Here is a 19829-nt window from a genome sequence, read left to right as displayed (position 1 = left end):
AAGGCTGGCCTATCGATTTGGGTCAGTTTTTTTAATATAAACAAGGAAAGGAAAAACTATAATATGAATAAAAACCATATAGATAAAGACCACTTGGATAGAGAGTCCGTATTTTTACGACAAGCGCAAGCCGATGATATTAATGCACTTGAGCAATTGTTAAATCGCTGTTATCGCGAGACATCAGGCTGGACCAATGAGGCGGATTTAATTGGTGGTATTCGAACCACGTCAGCCGAGCTCGCTGCCGTAATCAATGACCCTAATCACTATTACTTCGTTTATCCAAAAACGACAACGGGCGACCGTGATGGAGAGGAAACGGGTGAGATACTCGGTTGTATCGCTGTCGATATCAAAACCGATGCTGACTCAAGCCACAAAGCCTATATCGGTATGTTTGCGGTGCATCCTGTGTTGCAAGGGAAGGGTGTTGGCAATGTGATTTTACACGCCGCAGAAACCTTTGCTACTCGTCATCTACAGTCAGATGGGCAAGCAGCTGATAAAAAAACAGCGCATTTGACCATGTCTATTTTAAGCCATCGTCCTGAGTTGTTGGCTTACTATCAGCGCCGTGGTTATCAGTTGAATGGCAATAAAATGCCGTTTCCAAACGATGGTAATAATGGCGAGCCAAAGCGTGAAGATTTAGAACTATTAGAACTAGAAAAAATGGTTATTTAATACAGCCGATCTGCTTGAATCAACCCCAAAAATGACCAAAGGTCATAAATAGCCCAACACTGAGCAGTATAAATGCCACGATAATTAAGCGCTTGAACCAGTTAAAAGCGGGTAAGCGCGTGGCATTGTCATCAGACATCAGATACGCAAACAAAAATAACAAGCTTGCTGCCAAGGTCATAATTCCCAGACCAATCGGTAATATAAAAAAGTACACCTGCCACACAGTCATCTCTCAGCGGTCATTGTTAAGCGCATCATAGCAGTATCGTGAATGTGCTGTCAGTATGAGCCGCACTTTAATTCTTTCATCTCACTTGCATTGTAAGAGCTATTCATCATAAATCTGAACTTATATTCTAAAATTAAGTTGGGCATTTCGAAGTAGTTCTGTATAGTGAAGTAATATTACAGATACATTGAGATTGACATGACTAATCTAAAGAAACTGGCAGTCATCGCATTACTGACACCGCTATTTGCCGCATGCTCTAATGCACCTTCTGAAAGCACAGTTGAAGGCCTAATCGAAGCACAATACGAGCAAGCCAATAGCATGATGAACGATGCGATGGCGAACGCAGGCAATGACGAGATGGCAAAAGCCATGAGCGGCATGATGGAAGGTATGATGCCAAAGCTTGAACGCGTCGAGAATATCAACTGTGACACTGTCGAGGGCGACAATACTTATATGTGTACCGCTGATATCACCCAGACGATCGCGGGGGAGAGCCGCACTAATAAGACCAATTTTAAGGTCTATCAAGTGAATGATGAATGGGTGTTGGGTAATTAACACTTCGATATACAGGCTGTTTTAATGACTTAAAATAAAAAGGACGCCTAATAAGCATCCTTTTTTTTAATTGCTAAAATTGTGGGTGATCTCGCCCAGTCTGTCTAGCGGCTAATGACTAACGCATTTGACTAACGCATTGTCACAAACTCTTCTGAACCAGTTGGATGAATGGCAACCGTATTGTCAAAGTCAGCTTTAGTCGCGCCCATTTTGATCGCGACCGCAAAGCCTTGAATCATCTCATCGACGCCAAAGCCAAGGCCGTGTAGACCAATGACTTTTTCATCATCGCCCAAGCACACCAGTTTCATCATACATTTCTGACGATGCTGGGTCACCGCGCTATACATAGAGGTAAATGTTGAGTTATAGCATTTGATATTGTCTTTGCCATAGCGCTCAACTGCATCGATTTCAGACAAGCCAATCGTACCAATAGCTGGGTGGGTAAAGATAACCGTCGGTATTAATGTATAGTCTAAATGCTCGTTAGGCTTGTTGTTAAACAAGCGCTCTGAAAGCCGTCGACCTGCTGCAATCGCCACTGGCGTCAAATCAACACTGTTTTCGATAATATCGCCGACTGCATAGATGTTCTTAACATTGGTATTTTGGAACTTATCGACTTTGATTTTGCCCGTGTCGGTCGTTTCTACCCCTGTCACTTGCAGGTTGATATTGTCTGTCGATGGCGCACGACCAATCGCCCAAATCAAGCAATCTGTCGTGTCTAGGCTGCCATTTTCGGTACACAAAGTCAGGCTACCATCTTCGTTTTTATTGACTTCCGTGAGCGTAGTATTGGTATGCAATTGAATACCGTCTTGCTCCATCTCTATGAGCAATGCTTCTACTACACTGTGGTCAAATGAGCGTAGCGGTGAGTGCTGGCGTACGTATAAATGTACTTCAGCGCCCAAACTGTTCAACACACCTGCGATTTCGACAGCGATATATCCAGCTCCCACAATTGCCACGCGTTTTGGCAAATGATTCAAGGCAAAAAAGCCGTCAGAATCGATACCGTATTCTGCGCCTTTAATATCTGGCTGAATCGGATGACCGCCTGTGGCAATCAAAATATGGTCGGCAGTAATAAGTTCGCCATTCACTTCTACGGTATTGGTATCGACAAACTTAGCAAAGCCTTTGATTACTTCTACGCCATTTTTTGCCAAGTTATTGTCGTAAGAACGGTGAATATTTTCGATATATTGTTGACGGCTCTGCACCAGTTTTTGGAAGTCAAAACCTTTAACCTCTACATCGAACCCATAGTCTGGCGCATATTTATGAATGGCTTCGGCAATTTGCGCGCCATACCACATCACTTTTTTGGGAACGCAGCCCAAATTCACACAAGTGCCGCCCAGTTGGTTGGCTTCGATAATGGCGCATTTTTTGCCATAACTCGCTGCACGGTTGATTGAAGCAATGCCACCGCTGCCGCCGCCAATGGCGATATAATCATAATGTTTGGTCATAATAAGTCTCTTTGTTAAGTTATTATTGGTGCTGTTTTGGACTCTACTATAATGGGTCTTACCATCCATCCTACAAGTTTTTTATGGTTAGGGTATGTTGAATGACTTGAGTACAATCAATATTCAACTAGGCATAGACTAGCCTTTAGATATTTAAGCCTGTCTAACTGACCCAAACCCACCTAAACAATGGGACGACGTCTATAAAATAACAATCCCGGAATGGATAAACCCAGTACCAATCCTGAGGTCACAAATAAGGCTTCAAACAAATACACCATCATTTGGCTAAATAACTCGTCCGAATAGCCAAAATAGCCAATCTGTACCATACTAACCATCGCTTTATAAGCGGCGATACCCGGCATCATACAAATGACACTGGGCGAGATCAGCGCTTTGGGTGGTAAGGTGTATTTTTTAGAAAAATACACGCCCAAAAAACTGGCGAGCATCGCCCCAAAAAAGCTGGCGATCACCAAATGGACATGCTGATAAACAAGCGCCGTCTTTAACCCAAATCCCAAAGCCGTCATCAGTAGACACGGCAAGATATAGCGTTTGGGTACGCTAAACATCAGCGTCCAGCCAAGGGTAATAATGCAAGACAGCACAACGGTCTCAATAAACCACATCTAAAACCCCCAGTGCTGTATGCGCAGTAACACCAGTGCCATTACGATGCCAACACACGCGGACAAAGTGAGCATATAGGTAAAGACTGCACGTCCAACGCCAATATTGACATAGCCTTTTAAGATATCTGACAAAGAATTAATCAGGGGAAAGCTGGGAATCAGTAGTAACACACTAGAAGCCACCGCAATATCGGCATTATTGCCAATATCAAAATAATACGTCGTCGCGCCAATGAGTGAGGCAATAAAAGCCGTCACAATGACGGTGATAAAAGGGTTAAAGTGGTGTTTGGACAAATAGATACGGGTAAACATCGCCACCATACCTGCGATAAATGTCACCGCCGTAATCGACCAGCTGCCACCATTCAGATAAGCAAACGCCGCACAAGAGGCACCAACAAATATACTGACTAGCCATGTCGGATAGACCGTTTTATCTAACTCATCAAAAGCAAGCGTCGTGCGGTCAATCAACTCATTGCGATCGACAGTCGCTTCAGTTTTATTGACGATTTGCTGGATTTGTACCAATAAATTGACGTTGATGCTCTGGTTGATTGTGTCTCTGGTGGTGGTGATACAGCGTTCATCGCAGATGGTCGTCAGGGTAATGGCATTGAAGTTCAGCGAACATTCGACGCTGTTCATGCCTAAAGCAAGCCCCAAGCGCTTGGATAAGTCCACCACCACGGCAGATTCAGCGCCATACTGCATAAGGAGTAAGCCGCAGCGCACGCATAGTCGAGTGATACGCTGCTGCTTGACGTAGCTGATAGAGGTCATGGGTGAGATACGCAGATTGGTTGGCGATTGATACGCTATTATAAAGGGTATGGATGCTGACGCGCAGCCATTATCAGCCATTATCGAATATTATATTGACTACTATTATAAGCTTTTTCGGCAAGGAGGATAAAATGCACATCGCTATTTTGACACTGACGTTTTCATTGCTCGGCTGCGGCTCGCTAAAAGAAAAGCGCCAACGGATGGGCGGCCTGCACGCGCGCTTTGGCAATACGCCAAGTGTCGCGGTCTGTGAGAGCAGCGAACGCGATCGGCATGACGCTAGCGAATGGACGTTTGTGATCGTTGGGCTGTCTAAACGTGAGGTCGAATCGCAGTGTCGTGAGATTGAGGAAAAGCTAGAACGTACGGTAGATGCGCGGGTGATGAATATTGAGAGGGAGTTTGTTTAGGAAGTGGCTTTTATAGAAAACTAACACCTAATCTGCCATTTTAATCACGTCCAAGTTGTGCTCCGTGACCACGATGGTATTACCTTTTATCTATTGGCATTACCTGAGCCTAATAAAAAATAGATTTCCAAAATAATATAAGCAAATATTGATAAATTAAGTTGAGTTTTAAGGAAATAATCTGTATTGTACCGTAACAAAATTTATACATTATAGTTGGAGTAAAGAGATCGTATTAGACATTTATAGCTTATAAATCAGGCGTTAAGCTGATGATGAGTTATATAGTCTAAGATTTGATTTCTCTATGATAAACCGCAATGGCATTAAAATTTTGTCAGTCAGGTCAACTTTATTATTAGAGAAATATTATGCTAAAAAAAATCGCTTTTTTAACCATGACTTCAGTCCTATTTGCTGGTTGTGCTTCTATTCCTACAGAACAAGCACAAGTATCTGATGCCTTAAAGCAAATTCAATCACCTTCAAACGATAAAGCAGGATTATATATTTATCGCTCTAACAGTGTTGTGGGTGCCAGTTTGAAGAAAGATGTTTGGATTGATGATGAGTGTGTTGGTGAGACAGCACGCGGAACATTTTTTCATCAAGAAGTGCAAGGAAATATGACGCATAAAGTCTCTACTGAGTCTGAATTTTCTCCAAACGACTTGATGGTAAATACGACAGCTGGTCAAAACTACTTTATCAAGCAGTACATTAAGCCGGGTGTATTTGTCGGCGGGGCTGGACTGAAATTGGTTTCAGAAGCTGAAGGAAAAGAGGCGATATCAGAGCTTAAGCTGGGCGTCAAAGGTAAGTGTAGCAAATAATAGGCTTTATTCTATTGTGAGCTAAACTATCATAAGTCATTGTTAATGTATCAAAAAAGCATCAGCTTAATTGCTGATGCTTTTTTAATGGTCCAGAACAAAAGGGCTTTTTAATTTAACTGACTATTATCGTTAATCCACTCACTAATATAAGGCAACTGATTCTCCAAATCTTGTTTTAAGTGAGGAGCACTATTTTTTGTCCATGTTTCATCACACCAATCACAGCTACTGTATAAATTGCCAAGCCAACAAGGGTAGTATGAAACGTTATCAGGTAAATCTCTCGGAGCATTCATAAAACCACAATCAATATTGCTAATCACTCTACAGATATCTACAGGAGTGACTTCATCACTTAAATATCTTTTAATTAAGTTGATCAAATATTTAGCTGCTAAAATTTCTGTACTTAATGATTGCGGTAAAAAATCTGGTTCCGTAGCTACAGTCAGTCTGAAAAGAATATCTTCAAAATGATGTTTAGGCGCATAAAAAATTTCAAACACTTCCTCAGGAATGTGGTCGTTATTTTTAACGAATGTATCAGCCCATTGAATAATTGACTCTATGTCTGTTTTGTCATACCAACATTCTACTAATATTTCTTGATGAGTTTTCATAGGGTTACTCAGAATCTGACCCCTTAATATAAGTCATCAACTATAACGACTCCATATAAATCTGAAATCAATGCGATACCAAATTGAGTATCAGTACTCCTATTCATGGCTCTATCAAGATATTGAATACAACCAAACACACTTTCTTTGAAGACTAGATTTGTATTCTTATCTTTGTAATAGTAGAACTGACCTTGCGTGCTACAGAGGTCATCTTGCTGCCAATAGGTAAATAATTTTTCACATGTATCTAACAATATATTTCCAAAGGTTGTTCTACTAGAATCATATTCATTCCATGATTTTTGAGCGTCAACGACCGCATACTTTGTTATTGGGATTTCTGAATGGTCGATTTTTTGCAATTCGTCAATCCAAAAACTAAAATTATCTGCTTTAAGTAAAGAAGACGCATTTTTTAGAATAACAATAAATTCACTAATCAACACTGATTTGTCACTATCTAGAGCACTAATAATAGCAAATTTGGTCTTTTCTAAATGTGTATTGAAATTCATAAGATTATAGACTCATTGTTAATTATTTGAATCGCGACAGTTTAGGAAAGCTCATTATCCATAGCTGCTGCGCTAAGTTAGGCTTACTCTCTTTTATGATGCATAAGCATTAGCAATACGGCACCAATTTTTCCATACCAACATCCTACTAATATTTTTTGATGAGATTTCATGGTATCACTCAGAATATAAGGCTCTACTATCGAATTTCTAGTCAAACCTACTTAAGTCATTTAACCTAAATGTTCAACAGGGTTCTCTGGTTTGTTACAATCTGTTTTGCTTAAATTTATCGTATGTATCAGAAAGTCTTTGCAAATCATTTTTTGATTCTTTATTTAGAGTATCGTAGATACCATATCTTAATACTTCATAAGCCTTTATAAAAGCAGGTGTATTTTCACGAGTAAAGGTTTGTCTCATATCATGTTCGGTAAATGAGTTAACAGTGTTTATTAACGCACCAAGGTTGTAAGGATTATGCTTTAAAGCTTGTAAGAAGTAAATCAGTCCCGTCTCATCTTCTTCATATTCAGTATGGCACGGAGCGGGTCCTGCAACTATAAATCCTTTTAAATTTAAAGCATCAGCGATCTCAAGATCGGTTGCTCGATTATCGGCAATAACTTCATTGAGAATATCAAAAGCTCTTCCTAACTCTTCTAGTTCAAATTGATAAATGATGTATTCAGCTTGACTGATTTTTTCTTCTATTGTCGCCATGTCTTGGTCTCGTTTTGCACTGCTTGAAGGATTTAGTATAGTTAAATACGGTTCGTTATATTCAGTTTTTTACTTGGTTTGTTTTTAAATTTATATTAGCGCTAGGACGGCACTATGAATGAACAATGGTTTCAAGAAAGCGAGGAAAGTAGGCTATCTATTAGCACTCCTACCAAAGATGATCCCACGCTAATTTTCTGCCCGAAATGTCGACTTAAAGCAGTCGTTACCCTACATAATGATCAGGCTCGGTTGAGTTGTCCAAGTTGTTGCTATAATCAAGCAAAATTAGCTGAGCACAGAAAATTTTATTGGGGCGCGGAAAATCCAACGGATAGTTATTTTGGCGCAAATTTATGGTTGCAAACCGATTGTGCGGGTGAGAGCTTGTGGGCATTCAACAAGCGTCATTTAGAATATTTGGAAGACTTTGTATCGGCTAAACATAGGCAACGTAATCTAAATGTAGATACTTGGATGAATAGTTCATTAGCTAGTCGTTTGCCCAAATGGCTCAAAGCTGCCAAAAATCGTGAGCAGGTTTTAAAGGTAATTGCAGTTTTGAAAAATAAAATATAGCACCTATCTTTGATTTTCCACACCAAAAAAAGGCCACTCCCGAAAGAGTAGCCTTTTATCAATCATTCACCAAGTTGTTTTAGCTTACGTCTTTTAACCCTTGCTCAAGCATCGGTTTTAAGAACTCACCCGTATAAGAGCCTTTCACTTCCGCCACTTCCTCAGGCGTGCCTTCAGCAATGATCAGACCGCCACCTTTACCGCCTTCAGGGCCAAGATCAATCACCCAATCCGCTGTTTTGATGACATCTAAGTTATGCTCGATGACCACGATGGTATTACCTTTGTCGCGTAGGGTATGCAGGATATGGAGCAGCTTATAGATATCATGGAAATGTAAACCGGTGGTTGGCTCATCCAAGATATAGAGGGTCTGTCCCGTATCGCGTTTGGCAAGCTCACGTGCCAGCTTGACACGCTGCGCTTCACCGCCAGAGAGCGTCGGCGCAGACTGACCCAAACGAATATAGCCAAGACCGACATCCATTAATGCTTGCAAGCGGCGATAGATCGCGGGTATCGCTGAGAAGAAATCAACCGCATCTTCAACGGTCATATCGAGTACTTCTGCGATGCTTTTGCCTTTATAATGAATCTCTAGGGTTTCGCGGTTATAGCGTTTGCCCTCACAGGTATCACATGGCACATACATATCAGGTAAGAAATGCATCTCAACTTTGATAAGACCATCACCCTGACACATCTCACAGCGTCCGCCTTTGACGTTGAAGCTAAAGCGACCCGGCTTGTAACCACGAGCGCGCGCTTCTTGCGTTTGGGCAAACATCTCACGCACAGGGGTAAACACGCCCGTATACGTCGCTGGGTTTGAGCGCGGCGTACGACCAATAGGGCTTTGATCAATATCGACCATTTTGTCTAAATGCTCAAGACCGCTGATGCTGTCATGCTTGTCCGCAATCAGCGTCGAAGCGTTATTCAGCTGAGTGGCGGCGAGTGGCATCAAGGTACGATTGATCAGCGTCGATTTACCTGAGCCAGATACGCCAGTGATACAAGTCATGATGCCAATTGGTATCGTCAAATCAACATCGTGCAAGTTATTGCCTGATGCGCCTTTTAACTCAATCGTCATTGGTACTTTTTGGGCTTTGGCTTTACCTTTGACTTCGACGTCTATGGTTTTGGCTTTATGACGCACAGATGGAATCTCGATGCGCTTTTTGCCAGACATATATTGTCCAGTCAGCGATTCTTTGTTTGCCATGATGTCATCGACCGTACCCTGAGCGATCACATGACCACCGTGTACGCCGGCACCGATACCGATATCGATGACATGATCTGCTTGGCGAATGGCATCTTCATCATGCTCAACGACCAGTACGGTATTGCCCAAATCACGCAAGCGCGTGAGGGTTTTTAGCAGACGATCATTGTCACGCTGATGCAGACCAATGGATGGCTCATCGAGTACATACATCACGCCCATGAGACCGGCACCGATTTGGCTAGCCAGACGAATACGCTGTGCTTCACCGCCCGATAGTGTCTCGGCAGAGCGGGCAAGAGTGAGATAATCCAGTCCAACGCTGACGAGGAAGTTTAGACGTTCATTAATTTCTTTAAAGATTTTTTCTGCGACTTCGCCTTTATGACCGCCAATCTTTAGCATTTTATAATAATCGGCAGAGTCACCGATAGAGAGCTTGACGATTTCAGCGATGGTTTGGTCATCGACACGGACATTACGCGAGATTTCATTCAGACGCGCGCCATCACAGACATTACACGTGGTATCTGCCAGATATTTGGCCAGCTCATCACGCACAAGATTACTTTGCGTCTTGGCATAACGGCGCTCCAAGTAAGGAAGCACCCCTTCAAAAGGTACCGTCTTATTGGTTTTTCGGCCGCGCTCATCAGTAAAGTTAAAGGTCAACTTTTCTTTACCAGAGCCATGCATGATGAGGTCTTGCTGTTCTTTAGACAGATCCTGCCACGGTGCATCCATATCGATTTTGAAGTGCTTGCAGACCGTACTAAGCAAACCAAAATAATACGCATGACGTTTGTCCCAACCATTGATTGCGCCTTGATTGAGTGATTTTTCATGATGGGTAATGAGTTTTTCAGCGGCAAAGTATTGGCGTTTGCCAAGACCATCACAGCTAGGGCATGCGCCATATGGATTGTTAAAACTAAACATACGTGGCTCAAGTTCAGGCACCGCACGATCACAGACAGGGCATGAGTGTTTGGCTGACATGACTTGATTGTCGTCACCGCCTTCTTTTGGGTTGCCATCCATAAAGTGCAGGGTGACCAGTCCTTGACCCAAACGTAGCGCCGTTTCTAAGCTCTCAGCGACACGGTTACCCAAGTCGTCACGAACTTTAAAGCGATCGACCACCACTTCGATAGTATGTTTTTTCTTTTTATCCAGTGTTGGTAGCTCATCGGTATCGTAGACATCACCATCGACACGCACGCGCACGAAACCTTGTCCAATCAGCTGCTCAAGTAAAACGGTATGCTCACCTTTACGCTCACGAATCACCGGTGCCAAGATCATGAGTTTGGTATCTTCTGGCAATGCCATGACTTGATCGACCATCTCGGTGACCGACTGCGCGACCATCGGCTCGCCATGCTCAGGGCAGTACGGCGTACCGATACGGGCGTAAAGTAGACGTAGATAGTCGTAAATCTCGGTAATCGTACCGACGGTCGAGCGTGGGTTATGGTTGGTGGACTTTTGCTCGATCGCAATCGCAGGGGAGAGACCTTCGATACTATCGACTTCCGGTTTTTCCATTTGCGAGAGGAACTGACGGGCATAAGCCGATAAGCTCTCGACATAGCGACGTTGCCCTTCAGCATAAAGCGTATCGAATGCCAGTGAAGATTTACCAGAACCTGACAAGCCAGTAATCACTACGAATTTATCTCGTGGAATGTCTAAATCAATGTTTTTTAAATTATGAGTACGTGCGCCGCGTATTGCGATATGGTCATGTGCCATCGTTTATGGGTTTCCTATTTGCTAAAATTATATTTAAAAAGATGTCTATAAAAAAAGGTATAAAAGTAAAGGTGTCAGTGGAGATGAATGTACTGATTAATCAAAAATATGAATGGTGTTTTTATTTTAATTTTACTGAACGAATCTAAATCAAATAAGGATCAAGTAACAGGTGGTGTTTGTTATAGATTTAAACAAATATTGTCATTTTATCGGGGTATTTGTCATATAAAGCATTTGGTAACAGTACTTACGACCCCTTACTTTATTGTTATGGCGACCGCATTATTCAAGGTGTGATTGCGCATCTGACGCAGTTGGTAACAAAATAATCGCGTAATATGAAGGGCTTGGGTTGATAAGCTATGTGAGGCTGCGTCAGTAAGACAAAAGTCTCGGCAACCAAACGGCGAATGTCTTATACTAGGGGGCTTGATTTATAGGCCAATGCCTTGATAAACCAGTAGTGATAAATCATGGTGCAGCATAAGTGCCAGCAGTGAAAACCAGCAATGATCAACCAGTGAGGCAAGTATGAATAGCGTAGAGAAACGGGCAATCCTCGGAGTCGGTGGCATCTTTGCCTTGCGTATGATTGGCTTGTTTATGATTGTGCCAGTGTTTTCTGTTTACGGAGACAATTATGCACACGCGACGCCGTTTTTGATTGGTTTGGCCGTTGGGGTGTATGGGTTAGGTCAGGCAATTTTTCAGATACCGATGAGCCTTGCCGCTGACAAGTTCCCTCGTAAGCCAATTATCTTTTTGGGATTGATACTGTTTGCCATCGGCGGCATGATTGCGGCAAATGCGACGGATATCTATGAAGTGATCATTGGTCGAGCGCTGGCGGGTAGTGGCGCGGTCTCTGCTGTATTGATGGCATTACTGGCTGATGTGACGCGTGAGGAGATGCGTACCAAAGCGATGGCGACGATGGGCTTGACCATTGCGACCTCTATCATGCTTGCCTTTGCTTTTGGTCCATTATTGGTCGGCTCGCTCGGTATCTCTGGGCTGTTTTGGCTGACATCAGGATTCGCTATTTTGGCGATGCTGCTGTTGGTTGTTGTACCAACGCCTATGCGCGTGCTCAAACACAACTTAGATAATAAAACCATCGGTCAGCAGTTGGCAACTGTCCTCAAGATTGGCGATTTGAATCGCTTACATATTGGTATCTTTGCGCTGCATCTGACGATGACCGCGATATTTGTTATCCTGCCACACCAGCTCAATGAAGTGCTAGGCCTGTCTGTACGTCAGCAGGGATTGGTTTATCTGCCACTACTGTTTATCGGCTTTGCAATCGCGATACCATTTATTATTATCGCTGAAAAGAAACGCAAAATGCGCCAAGTGTTTTTGGGTGCGATTGCCTTGATGACTGCTGCCTTAGCAATACTTGCGCTGGGTAGTCAGGTCGGCGTTGGCATTATATTTGGCTTGCTGCTGTACTTTATGGGTTTTAATTTGCTTGAGGCGACGATTCCCTCGTGGATATCTAAGCGTGCCCCAGTCGCTAATAAAGCGACTGCGATGGGGCTTAACTCATCCAGCCAGTTTTTTGGGGCGTTCGTTGGCGGTGCGATGGGTGGCCTATTATTAAATCAGCCTAATCTGCTAGCATGGGGTATCTTGGCGATTATCATGGGCGCTGCGTTACTCATTATCATTCCGATTGCTCAGCCACCTTATCTATCAAGCACGACAGTGACGATTCCCAAAAACATTAATATTCAAGATTGGTCAAGGCAGATGCTGGCAGTAGATGGCGTTGATGAACTGGTCGTGATGGCAAAAGAGCAAGTCGCTTATTTGAAACTTGATAAGACACAATTGACGGATGATTCACGTCAAGAGCTATCGAGTTTGGCACAAAGTCCGCTAGATATTTAGTACGCTATATAAGTAATATTTTTAGATTTATAGCAACAAAAATAAATAGGCAGAACTGAGTAGGCAATAACTGTATAGACAGCCATTATTAATAAGTGACCGCTAAGTATTCATCTCTATTTAAAAGGAATTAATATGAGTAAGTTTAAGAAGCTAGCGATAGGCTTTGGGCTGTCAGCCATGCTACTGACCTCTGGCTGTGCCACGCAAAATATTCAGGCCTATCAGAACACCACGCCAACGCTCGATATGCATGAGTTTTTCTCAGGTCAGATAGATGGCTGGGGCATGTTTCAAGGGCGCAATGGCGAGGTCAAAAAACGCTTTTACGTCGATATTAATGCTACTCACGAAGGCGATAACGTCATAGTTTTGGACGAAAAATTCTCATGGGCAGATGGCTCAAAATCGCAGCGCATATGGCGATTGACCAAGCAAGCTGATGGTAGTTGGAAAGGCACGGCTGGTGACGTCATTGGTGAGGCAACAGGAGAAGTGGTTGGCAACACCTTGCATTGGAATTACTTGCTAGCGTTACCCGTAGACGATAAAACCTACAAAGTAAAATTTGATGATTGGATGCATCTTATCAATGAAGATGTCATGCTCAATCGTTCAGTAATGAAAAAGTTTGGCGTAGAGCTGGGCAGTGTCACCTTAAGCATGCATCGCAATAATGACCGCAATGGTTCTAAATAAATTTATAAGGGACGGAGTGAATTTATAAGTCAGTAACTTGTAATAGTATTAATCCGTTTAATAAAATGGCAAAATAGCACGATTATGGTTTTTAGACCCCAAAATTATAATATATATCTAAGCGACATAGATTGTCGTCTCTAATAGATAGTCTGTAGATATTTAAATAAAAATTGATTAAAGTAAAATCATTAATGAATGCACTTAACTGCACAGTCATTAAAGCGATTCATAAAATTATTCATAAGTAAGAGGACGGTATCATGCGCGGAGTTAATAAAGTTATCATCATCGGTAACCTTGGAGCAGACCCTGAGGCACGTCAATTTAATAACGGCGGTAGCGTGACCAATATTTCGGTTGCAACGTCAGAGCAATGGACAGACAAGCAAAGTGGTGAGAAAAGAGAAGCGACGGAATGGCATCGTATTTCTCTATTCAATCGCTTGGGTGAAATTGCCGCGCAGTATTTGCGTAAAGGCAGCAAAGTCTATATCGAAGGCAGCTTGCGTACCCGTAAATATCAAGATCCCAATGGTCAAGACCGTTATATTACCGAGATTCGTGCTGAGCAAATGCAAATGCTAGATGGTGCGACTGGTGGTCAAGGTGATAATAGCTTTGGCGGTCAGAATCAAGGTCAAGGTGGTGGCTATGGCAATCAAGGAGGTCAAAGCAATCAAAACAACTTTGGTCAGCAAGCAAACAATCAGTCAGCACAGCAAGGCGGTTATAACCAGCCAGCTGCTCAAGGTGGTCAGAACAGCTTTACTAATCAAGGTGCACCTGCTCAGCAGAATCAGTTTAATCAACCTGCTCAAAAGCCTGCGCAATCAAAGCCGACAGCAATGCCAGACGGTCCTGTCGATGATGACATTCCGTTCTAACTTATACCTTAGTTATCTGTTAAGAATAATCTATAGAACCCTGCAATTGCAGGGTTTTTTTATGCCTAGTGATAAATGATCTAAAAAAATAAAGCTTCTATAGTGTGCATAAAAGTCATATGAGAGTTAAGGAAGATAGATTTTGCTTACCTCTATGCTGTGCTTTTAAGTAAAACGTTTGTTTGTTTTTATGGTTATGCCATTGCGATTATTTGAAAAATAAAAAATTAATTATTGGTTAGTAAACTATTTAGTAAGAATACAAAGCAAAGAAATATTAGCTTGCTTCATTGAGTTTATAGGTTTTTCTATTCTCATTATTTTATCAAATTTTATATTGAAATTTATGAAAACTACCTTTCATATCCTATATCGACCGTCTGTTCTATTGGATTTAATTAATACTAACGGTCTATTAGGTGGGTTGATATAATCCAATCGAATCAACGATTCACACAATATTAAATGTGGGGCTTTTATTTAAAGTGATTTTTATTAATTAATAAAAATTCATCTGGTCGACCGCTTACGATAGGGTTGATGCAATGTAAAAGGTTAAAGCTATCACGCTTTTATAATGAATTGACTATAAGAGTGCCCACCTTACTGCTAGTGCTGAGTACAAACAATGAATAATGGTGATGTGTTTCAAAAAACGGACTTAGGCAGAGAAGAGATTAAATCTCAGAGTCTCGGTATATTGCCGCGTGAAGCGAGAACATTGCTCATTATGATCGATGGCAAGCGCACGTATCAAAGCTATCTCGATACGCTTGACCACAGCAAAATGTTTGCGGATTTTGGCGGCATAGCACCATTGTTTGAGTTGCTGTTAGGGCTTGAGTGTATAGAAATAGCGGGTGCTGCTTCCCAAACATCCACTGCGCCGCAAGCACCAACAGCTTCTCAGCCTCAATCATCGTTACCATCGTTTGAACAAAATATTGAGACAGAGTTTGATCGCACCTTTAATAATAAAAGTCCCAATAAAATGGCAGCACTAGGCAAGAAATCACTCAGTAGTATTTTCAAGACTAAGCTATCTGGTGCTAACTACGAAACGATAAAATCGGAGTTGGCCAACTATATTGAAAAAAATGCACCACGAGTAGAAGCCTGGGGTTATTTGTTGAGCTTAGAGCAATGCGGGAATAGCTCGCAATTATTGAGTTTGGTAAAGGAAATACAGAGTACCAGTGGCAGCAATTTATCGCACGGTATGAGTGAATTTATCAAGAAAATTCAACGTTAATATATACACGACTTATTGTACGAAAAAAATGACTTATGCCACAAATAACGGGTTATGAATGACAATCGCTAGCCTGTTATAGGTGAGAAATTTAGCAAATTAATTGGAGTACTTTGTGGAATTAGCTGAGCTTGCAGAATTAAATCGTCTAAAAATACACCACGGTGAGCATATCATTCTACGTTTGACTTATATTAGCCGTTATAACACCGACAATCCTAAAGGTGAAGTCACTCGCATCCTGACACAAGCTCAGAAAAACAATGAGCGTAACGGTATTACGGGTGCTTTGGTATTTAATCACAATTACTTTTTACAAAGTATCGAAGGGGCGAGGCCAGTCATCAATGAGTTGCTCAGAAAACTGGTTAAAGACGAACGGCATCAAGGCTTGCAAATCATTGAATGCCGTGAAGTTGAGCAGCGTCACTGGAGTAAATGGTCAATGAATTATTTGATTCCGAGTGATGAAAATAAAGGGCTTGCGCTCAAATTTTCGACAGGTACTCAGTTTAATCCTTATTTGATGAATACCAATCAAATCATGATGTTGATTGAGACATTATCAGATCTGCAAGAGCAAGAAGCAGTGCGCGCCGCTACAAAAAAGAAACCATGGTTTTCTATTGGCTAATTGACTGATATTTATAAACGCTAAAAAACCATCACATCCATGATTTTTTATAAGAGATAAGATATGACATCAGTAATGGAAGATGCGCACATTTTGATGAGCATGACATACGCTAGCCGTGCCAACCCAGATGTATCGGCCAAAGACTTCAACGAAATTTTGCATCAAGCACAATTAAACAACGCCGCCAATGGCATCACTGGTATGCTGACATTTAATAAAGATTATTTTTTGCAAACTATCGAAGGGCCAAGAGCACAGATCAATCGTCTGCTATATAGTTTAATTGCTGATCCACGTCATTATGACTTACAGGTTATTGAGACACGTGAATTAAAGCATCGCACATGGTCTAAATGGTCCATGAATTATGCTTCCCCGACTGAAAAAAACGCGGCGATTTATTTAAAGTATTCGACAACGATTGATTTTAATCCGTATTTATTGAGCGCCGAATCAGCCCGCGATTTAATGAGCGAGCTTAGTGATCAGCATGATTAATTAAGGATGTTTTTTATTAATGGGTAGGTAAATATGGAAAAATTGATTGCTGTTTTTAGTGGATTTATGTCTATTTAATTATGTGTTCAGCAGTTTTTATAACATAATTTATAGAGACTGGTTTTATCTTAAAATTAATATCTGTTTATGAATAAGTATTAATAAATTGCCGTTTTTTCATTTACCTGATTTTACTATTCGCTGACTTTTGTTATATAAGATATAATAATCTACTGTTGTGATAGCAAGATTTTTTGTTTATATTGTCTACGCCTTCAGGTATTGTGGCTAACAATATTTTATTTGGTTGAAAAAATATCGATTTTTGACATTCATCGTTGTATTTAATGGTGAATAAGTCATTCTTAGTTCTTAATAGTGAATAAGATCTATTAAGGTTATATTTTTTATCTTACAGTTGGATTTACTATGAGCAAAAATACCGCCATTGATTTAGAAAACCTAAACGTTGATGAGCTACGTGCCATCACTGAAAATGCCCAGCAGCTTATTGCCAAAAAACAACATCAGCGTTTGTATGATGCCTATATGCAGTTTGAAAAAATTGCAGAAGACAGCAGTGCTTCTATCGAAGAGATTTTGAAAGCTGGTGAAACACTAGAGAAAAAACGCAGCATTAAGTATCGCAATACTGACAACAACGAAGAAACGTGGACTGGCCGTGGTCGTAAGCCAACGTGGTTGGTTGAAGCACTAGCAGCAGGTCGTAGTATCGAAGATTTTGCTATCTAATCGTTTAGTGGTCAACAAGATGATGTCGGTTTAGATTCAGCAAGGTGCAATTTTAATTAATTTTAATTAAATATTCTTTTAATTAAGCAGCATTTTAACTAAGCAGTGTTTGAACTAAGCACAAAGCAAAATCTACTCTGATTATCGGGCTTATTACGCATAGTTTTTTGTAATTATACCGTTTGATCGTAATAGCCTTTCAGTCTTATAAGCCGATAAAAGCCAGTATCTTTATTGCCATTATTTTGGTAAAAAGATACTGGCTTTTTTTCTGTCATCTGTATGCCATTGTTTGTTATGATAATGACGTTTTTGTCTTATACAAGAGTTATGCAACCGTGCCCCAAGTATCCGCGTCGTCTCATAAGCGCCCTCGTAAGCTGTGGTGGCTGGTTGGGTTTGTATTATTTGCATTATTTGCTGTGTTGCAAATGCCAGCGGCGTGGCTGCTTGAAAAGTATGCTCCGGAAACGCCTTATGTACAGCATGTGTCGGGTAATTTATGGCAAGGCTCAGTCATTTGGCAAATGCCTTTAGCAGCGACACCGCTCACAGGTACGGCAGAATGGTCGTGGCAGCCATGGCATTTGTTATTGGGTAAGATAAGTGCAGAGGTCGATATCACTTCAGCCCAAACCCGCCTCAATGGACAAGTAAAAATAGGCACCAGCTCGTGGCAAGTGGATAATATGAGCGGCAAGGTAGCACCTGAGACGTTGGCAAATTTGGTTGATTGGCAATTGCCCAATACACCGATTCAGGTCAATAACGTCTCGCTCACCCGCCAGTCTGGCTCAAGTGCCAAAGCGGACAATGATTCAGCAAAAAATCTATCTGGTTTCAGTCAAGCAGATGGTCAGCTGACATGGGTCGGCGGTGAAATAGGCTATCCTAGCGGCGGCAAGGTTTTTTATCTGACCATGCCTGCGATGCGTGCTGAACTAAGTGCTGAGCAAAAAAACAATAAAAACCTACTCCATATCAATTTATTAAACAACCAAGATAAGCGCTTGGGCGACTTATATATCGATGGCGATAATATGTTGGATGTCAGTTTGACGCAGCGTTTATTAGAAAGTATGCCTGAATATAAAGGACAAGCACCCCAAGATACACCAGTCGTCAGTGTGCGTCAGCCGCTGCTAAATGGGCTGGGGACACGCTAGATGATGAATGTTTCTACCACCTTAAAACCTGTGCTCAACACCCTCAATCGATTTTCAGGTTGGGTGTTATTGTTGGCTGTTGTTTGGCTATGCTGGACAGCGGCTCGACTATTATGGTTATTGCTCGCAGCCCCATTGGCACCAACATTGCCACTAGCGCCTTTGCAAAACACATCGACATCTGGCAAGGACTACAGTGGTTTATTTGCTATTTTTGCAGACCCTGATCCTATTGCAGCAGCAGTGCAGCCACCGCCCAATGTCAATCTAAAAGGGGTTCTGTTAGCAATGCCAGAGAGCATGTCTTCAGCACTATTGGATGTCAATGGTGAGGTAACAAACTATCGCATCGGTGATGCGCTAAAGGACAGTGGGTATACCCTTGTCGCTGTCGATTGGAACTCAGTCATCATCGCTGATGCCAGCGACAAGCAAACCGTCATTAGTATGCCAGCAGCGATGCCATTAGATCAAAGCGACATGATCGCAGGTGCCGTGAGTAATCAGCGCTTGCCAGACAATAGCATGTTGCCTACCGCCCCTCAGCCTACACAAAATACTGAGGAGGAGTCCACTGCGACAGGCATTGACAGTAGCCCGCAATCCGCTATCGATGAGGCAGTGACAGCATTGCAAGAAAACCCCGCCAGTTATTTGAGCAGAATGGGGGTTATGGCAGCAGGGGAAAGTTATCAAGTGACGCCTGCAATGCCAGCAAAGCTGCGTAATCGCCTAGGACTTGAGCCAGGTGATAAAGTGCTAACGGTCAACGGTCAAAGCGTGGGTAGTAATCCTGCTCAAGATGCTGGTGTGCTGCAACAGGTACAGCAATCAGGTGAGGCGCAAATAGAGGTGCAACGCGGCGATCAAGTCATTACCATTCGTCAGCAGTTTTGAGCAGAATAAATGGTTGAGAACTCTTACTTTAAATAAACGAACATTTAGATAGTGCCACTTAAATGA

22 protein-coding genes are annotated in these 19829 nt (G+C 41.9%); 14 read left to right on the top strand and 8 right to left on the bottom strand.

Annotated features, from left to right (window positions below; all coding sequences use genetic code 11):
* Positions 1–63 precede the first annotated feature (63 nt).
* Complete coding sequence (locus JFC10_RS04330; protein WP_198331828.1) at positions 64–687, top strand: GNAT family N-acetyltransferase; 624 nt, start codon at positions 64–66, stop codon at positions 685–687.
* A 19-nt stretch (positions 688–706) separates the two neighbouring features.
* On the opposite strand, the gene JFC10_RS04325 is transcribed toward JFC10_RS04330, so the two are convergent.
* A complete protein-coding gene (locus JFC10_RS04325; protein ID WP_045444283.1) occupies positions 707–919 on the bottom strand; it encodes a hypothetical protein in 213 nt (70 codons plus the stop codon).
* A gap of 198 nt (positions 920–1117) precedes the next feature.
* Between JFC10_RS04325 and JFC10_RS04320 the strand changes: the two genes are divergently transcribed.
* Positions 1118–1486, top strand: a complete 369-nt coding sequence (locus JFC10_RS04320) for a hypothetical protein (RefSeq protein ID WP_193011779.1) — start codon at positions 1118–1120, stop codon at positions 1484–1486.
* A 131-nt stretch (positions 1487–1617) separates the two neighbouring features.
* On the opposite strand, the gene gorA is transcribed toward JFC10_RS04320, so the two are convergent.
* From gorA to JFC10_RS04305, 3 genes are all read right to left on the bottom strand, one after another.
* Positions 1618–2973, bottom strand: coding sequence for a glutathione-disulfide reductase (gene gorA, locus JFC10_RS04315; protein WP_198331827.1), 1356 nt, complete (start codon positions 2971–2973; stop codon positions 1618–1620).
* 182 nt (positions 2974–3155) lie between these two features.
* Positions 3156–3608, bottom strand: a complete 453-nt coding sequence (locus JFC10_RS04310) for a threonine/serine exporter family protein (RefSeq protein ID WP_058024638.1) — start codon at positions 3606–3608, stop codon at positions 3156–3158.
* Positions 3609–4397 (bottom strand): threonine/serine exporter family protein, encoded by a 789-nt coding sequence (locus JFC10_RS04305; protein WP_198331872.1) that lies wholly within the window; start codon positions 4395–4397, stop codon positions 3609–3611. It lies immediately after the preceding gene.
* Positions 4398–4531: 134 nt separating this feature from the next.
* Here JFC10_RS04305 and JFC10_RS04300 point away from each other — a divergent pair, with 134 nt between their 5' ends.
* On the top strand, positions 4532–4813 hold the full coding sequence (locus tag JFC10_RS04300) for a DUF503 domain-containing protein (RefSeq protein WP_198331826.1): 282 nt from the start codon (positions 4532–4534) through the stop codon (positions 4811–4813).
* 371 nt (positions 4814–5184) lie between these two features.
* Positions 5185–5646, top strand: a complete 462-nt coding sequence (locus tag JFC10_RS04295; RefSeq protein ID WP_198331825.1) for a DUF2846 domain-containing protein — start codon at positions 5185–5187, stop codon at positions 5644–5646.
* Positions 5647–5756: 110 nt separating this feature from the next.
* Here JFC10_RS04295 and JFC10_RS04290 read toward each other — a convergent pair whose 3' ends face one another.
* The 3 genes from JFC10_RS04290 to JFC10_RS04280 all read right to left on the bottom strand — a co-directional run bounded on the left by JFC10_RS04290 (position 5757) and on the right by JFC10_RS04280 (position 7510).
* Positions 5757–6269 carry a hypothetical protein gene (locus JFC10_RS04290; RefSeq protein WP_198331824.1) on the bottom strand — a complete coding sequence of 171 codons (513 nt, stop codon included), beginning with the start codon at positions 6267–6269 and terminating at the stop codon, positions 5757–5759.
* A 23-nt stretch (positions 6270–6292) separates the two neighbouring features.
* Complete coding sequence (locus tag JFC10_RS04285; RefSeq protein ID WP_198331823.1) at positions 6293–6787, bottom strand: hypothetical protein; 495 nt, start codon at positions 6785–6787, stop codon at positions 6293–6295.
* Positions 6788–7054: 267 nt separating this feature from the next.
* Positions 7055–7510 carry a hypothetical protein gene (locus JFC10_RS04280; RefSeq protein ID WP_198331822.1) on the bottom strand — a complete coding sequence of 152 codons (456 nt, stop codon included), beginning with the start codon at positions 7508–7510 and terminating at the stop codon, positions 7055–7057.
* Between the two features lie 114 nt (positions 7511–7624).
* Between JFC10_RS04280 and JFC10_RS04275 the strand changes: the two genes are divergently transcribed.
* Positions 7625–8089, top strand: a complete 465-nt coding sequence (locus JFC10_RS04275) for a hypothetical protein (protein ID WP_198331821.1) — start codon at positions 7625–7627, stop codon at positions 8087–8089.
* A gap of 79 nt (positions 8090–8168) precedes the next feature.
* Here the strand turns inward: JFC10_RS04275 and uvrA are convergent, their stop codons facing one another.
* The gene (gene uvrA, locus JFC10_RS04270) at positions 8169–11075 is read right to left on the bottom strand and encodes an excinuclease ABC subunit UvrA (RefSeq protein WP_198331820.1); all 2907 of its coding nucleotides are present in this window, start codon (positions 11073–11075) and stop codon (positions 8169–8171) included.
* Positions 11076–11609: 534 nt separating this feature from the next.
* On the opposite strand from uvrA, the gene JFC10_RS04265 reads away from it, so the two are divergent.
* The 9 genes from JFC10_RS04265 (at position 11610) to JFC10_RS04225 (ending at position 19763) form a co-directional block, all read left to right on the top strand.
* On the top strand, positions 11610–12974 hold the full coding sequence (locus tag JFC10_RS04265; RefSeq protein WP_198331819.1) for an MFS transporter: 1365 nt from the start codon (positions 11610–11612) through the stop codon (positions 12972–12974).
* 135 nt (positions 12975–13109) lie between these two features.
* Positions 13110–13673, top strand: a complete 564-nt coding sequence (locus JFC10_RS04260; RefSeq protein WP_265089993.1) for a DUF3833 domain-containing protein — start codon at positions 13110–13112, stop codon at positions 13671–13673.
* Positions 13674–13936: 263 nt separating this feature from the next.
* The gene (gene ssb / locus JFC10_RS04255; protein ID WP_193011240.1) at positions 13937–14560 is read left to right on the top strand and encodes a single-stranded DNA-binding protein; all 624 of its coding nucleotides are present in this window, start codon (positions 13937–13939) and stop codon (positions 14558–14560) included.
* A gap of 628 nt (positions 14561–15188) precedes the next feature.
* Positions 15189–15812: a hypothetical protein gene (locus JFC10_RS04250; protein WP_198331818.1), complete on the top strand. Its 624-nt coding sequence runs from the start codon at positions 15189–15191 to the stop codon at positions 15810–15812.
* Positions 15813–15927: 115 nt separating this feature from the next.
* A complete protein-coding gene (locus JFC10_RS04245; RefSeq protein ID WP_198331817.1) occupies positions 15928–16446 on the top strand; it encodes a BLUF domain-containing protein in 519 nt (172 codons plus the stop codon).
* A 63-nt stretch (positions 16447–16509) separates the two neighbouring features.
* Entirely contained in the window at positions 16510–16947 is a 438-nt protein-coding gene (locus JFC10_RS04240) for a BLUF domain-containing protein (RefSeq protein ID WP_198331816.1), read from the top strand.
* Positions 16948–17376: 429 nt separating this feature from the next.
* Positions 17377–17700 carry an H-NS histone family protein gene (locus JFC10_RS04235; RefSeq protein WP_193012356.1) on the top strand — a complete coding sequence of 108 codons (324 nt, stop codon included), beginning with the start codon at positions 17377–17379 and terminating at the stop codon, positions 17698–17700.
* A gap of 338 nt (positions 17701–18038) precedes the next feature.
* Positions 18039–18866, top strand: coding sequence for a type II secretion system protein N (gene gspN, locus JFC10_RS04230; protein ID WP_198331815.1), 828 nt, complete (start codon positions 18039–18041; stop codon positions 18864–18866).
* Positions 18867–19763, top strand: a complete 897-nt coding sequence (locus tag JFC10_RS04225; RefSeq protein ID WP_198331814.1) for a type II secretion system protein N — start codon at positions 18867–18869, stop codon at positions 19761–19763.
* Positions 19764–19829: the final 66 nt, after the last annotated feature.

The sequence above is a fragment of the Psychrobacter aquimaris genome (genome assembly GCF_016107525.1).
GTDB classification, from domain to species: domain Bacteria; phylum Pseudomonadota; class Gammaproteobacteria; order Pseudomonadales; family Moraxellaceae; genus Psychrobacter; species Psychrobacter aquimaris.
This window is presented reverse-complemented; position numbering and strand designations above follow the sequence as displayed.